The 3,035-nt window shown below is 69.9% G+C and carries 3 protein-coding genes; 1 reads left to right on the plus strand and 2 read right to left on the minus strand.

All coding sequences use genetic code 11. The features are described from left to right. On the minus strand, window positions 1-1,625 hold a 1,625-nt coding region (aceB, locus tag AB0915_RS38830), incomplete at its 3' end, for a malate synthase A (RefSeq protein WP_366696075.1). Between the two features lie 245 nt (window positions 1,626-1,870). Further along, window positions 1,871-2,473, minus strand: coding sequence for a nucleotidyltransferase family protein (locus AB0915_RS38835; protein ID WP_366696077.1), 603 nt, complete (start codon window positions 2,471-2,473; stop codon window positions 1,871-1,873). Window positions 2,474-2,686: 213 nt separating this feature from the next. Between AB0915_RS38835 and AB0915_RS38840 the strand changes: the two genes are divergently transcribed. Further along, a complete protein-coding gene (locus AB0915_RS38840; protein WP_358857310.1) occupies window positions 2,687-2,989 on the plus strand; it encodes a DUF5955 family protein in 303 nt (100 codons plus the stop codon). Window positions 2,990-3,035 lie beyond the last annotated feature (46 nt).

Raw genomic sequence — 3,035 nt, forward strand, 5'->3', positions numbered from 1 at the left:
GCGGATGCCGCGACGACCATGCTGTTCGGCTTGGGCGCGTTCGGGTCGTCGTAGTACTCGGTGCGGGCCACGGTCAGCCTTCCTCTCGTACGGGGCCACTTGCCGGACGCGAACGCCTCCTCACCGACCTCCGCCCGGATCGCGGCGAGTTCCTCGGCGGCGACCTTGCGGGCCAGGTCCGCCGTGGCGTGCTCGCCGTTCTCGAAGACCACGTCCGCGTTGATCCACTGCCAGATCTGCGAGCGGGAGATCTCCGCGGTGGCGGCGTCCTCCATCAGGTTGAAGATGGCTACAGCGCCCAGGCCGCGCAGCCACGCCTCGATGTAGCGGATGCCGACGGCGACGGCGTTGCGGAGGCCGTTGTACGTGGGCTTGGCGTCCAGGGTGTCGATGGCGATCAGGTCGCCCGGCGCCACGGAGACGTCCTCGCGCAGACGGTCCTTCTGGTTCGGCTTCTCGCCGAGGACCGCATCGAAGGAGGCCATGGCGATCGGGACGAGGTCCGGGTGGGCGACCCAGGAGCCGTCGAAGCCGTCGTTCGCCTCGCGGTCCTTGTCGGCCTTGACCTTCTCGAAGGCGACCTTGTTGACCTCGGCGTCACGGCGGGACGGAATGAATGCCGCCATGCCGCCGATCGCATGAGCACCGCGCTTGTGACAGGTGCGGACGAGGAGTTCCGTGTACGCGCGCATGAACGGGGCGGTCATCGTCACCGCGTTGCGGTCCGGCAGGACGAACTTCGAGCCGCCGTCACGGAAGTTCTTGACGATGGAGAAGAGATAGTCCCAGCGGCCCGCGTTCAGCCCGGAGGCGTGGTCGCGGAGTTCGTAGAGGATTTCCTCCATCTCGTACGCGGCGGTGATCGTCTCGATCAGGACGGTCGCGCGGACCGTGCCCTGCGGGATACCGACGTAGTCCTGGGCGAAGACGAAGATGTCGTTCCAGAGGCGGGCCTCCAGGTGCGACTCCGTCTTCGGGAGGTAGAAGTAGGGGCCCTTGCCGAGGTCGATCAGGCGCTGGGCGTTGTGGAAGAAGTAGAGGCCGAAGTCGACCAGTGCGCCCGGCACCGGGGTGCCGTCGAGCTGGAGGTGACGCTCGTTCAGGTGCCAGCCGCGGGGGCGGGCGACGACCGTGGCGAGCTCGTCGGCGGGCCCCAGGGTGTACGACTTGCCGGACTTCGGGTCCGTGAAGTCGATGCGGCGCTCGTAGGCGTCGATCAGATTGAGCTGGCCGAGGATGACGTTCTGCCACGTGGGGGCGGACGCGTCCTCGAAGTCGGCGAGCCAGACCTTGGCGCCCGAGTTCAGGGCGTTGATGGTCATCTTGCGGTCGGTGGGACCGGTGATCTCCACCCGGCGGTCGTTCAGCGCGGCCGGGGCCGGGGCGACCTTCCAGGAGTCGTCCGCGCGGATCGCCGCCGTTTCGGGCAGGAAGTCCAGCGTGGACGTGCGGGCGATCTCGGCGCGGCGCTCGGCGCGGCGGGCGAGCAGCTCGTCACGGCGGGGCGTGAACTGCCGGTGCAGCTCGGCCACGAACGCGAGGGCCGCGTCGGTCAGGACCTCATCCTGCCGGGGCAGGGGCTCGGCATCGACGATGGCCAGCGGGGACGGCGCTGGTGCGGACATGAGCTGTCACTCCTTCAGCGGGCGGTGCGGGCGGCGCCTTCGCGGCCGCCGGGTCGCCTCAATGGCACGGCGTGCCAGGGCTCCGGGATACGGCCGTGGGCGCCGTCTGGGGTACAGAGCGCTTCTGACCAGTGGATAGTAGTTTCCTCATGGTGGAAGTTCAATGGTTTGTTGACGTCGAGATTCTCCGGGTCGACACAAGTGGGGTGGGGGCGGCGCAGCGTGCCGGCGCGCGCACGGCCCGTTCAGCCGAGGTGCCTCAGGTCCTCCGCGGTGTCGATGTCGTACGCCTTGGCCACATCGGAACACTCGACGAGGGTGATCGCATCGCGGTGCGCCCGCAGGTACGCACGCGCCCCCTGGTCGCCCACGGCACTCGCCGCGATGTCCGCCCACCGGTCGGCACCGAACAGCACCGGATGGCCGCGCTCCCCGTCGTACGAGGCTGCCGCCAGCGTCATCCGGGAGCGGTACGCCGACCGGACCCGGGCCACCGCCTGTGCACCGATGCCCGGCTGGTCGACCAGGAGGACCAGCGCCGCGTCCGCCTCCGTACCGGAGAGCGTGCCGAGCCCCGCCCGCAGTGAGGAACCCATGCCTTCCGGCCATTGCGGGTTGACGGTCACCGCGCATCCCGAGAGGTCCGCCCGCGCCCGCACCTCGTCCGCTGCGGCGCCGAGCACCACATGGACGGGGTCGCAGCCGCCCTCCCGCAGCATGCGTATGGCGTGCTCGACGAGTGGCCGCCCGCGGTGTTCCAGCAATGCCTTCGGCCGGCCGCCGAGTCGTCGGCCACCGCCTGCGGCGAGCAGCAGACCTGCGATGACGGGGGGAGATGAATGAGCCATGAGGCCCTGAATACCCCACGACGCCCATGAATTCCCACCCGACCCGGCCGTGGCCCGCGTCCCCCGGTGGTCACCCTGAATTCTGTCCCCGGAGTGGCGCACGGCACCTTGCATGGCGTTAACTTGCGCACCCCCGGACACTTGACCACGGTCCGGGGCATGATCGAAACACCGGCACGAAGATGTGCGAGGGGGAGTGCTTTGTTGCGAAGCATGGGGCAGACGCGGGCGACCGGCAGTGGCGAGGACCCGAGGGTGACGGAGTTGCGTACGGCGGTCTCCCGGCTCCGCCGTGAGCTGGCGGGGCATCCCGCGGAGTTCCCCGACCGAGGGATCGCCGAGGACGAACTGGCGGCCCTGGACGCGATGGCGGTCACCGGTGTGCCCGAGATTCCGCGGCTGCGCCGCTCACTGCTGCTGATCGCGGGGGCGGTCGGCTCGGTCAGCGCACTGGCATCCGCGCTCAGGGACGTGCGGGTCGCTGTGGATCTCTTCGGCGAGCCGCCGCGCCGCTGACGTAACGGCCTCCCCCACGATCGGGAGCCCGCTCCCGCTCGTGGGG

It is taken from the genome of Streptomyces sp. NPDC048411, from assembly GCF_040704695.1.
GTDB lineage: Bacteria > Actinomycetota > Actinomycetes > Streptomycetales > Streptomycetaceae > Streptomyces.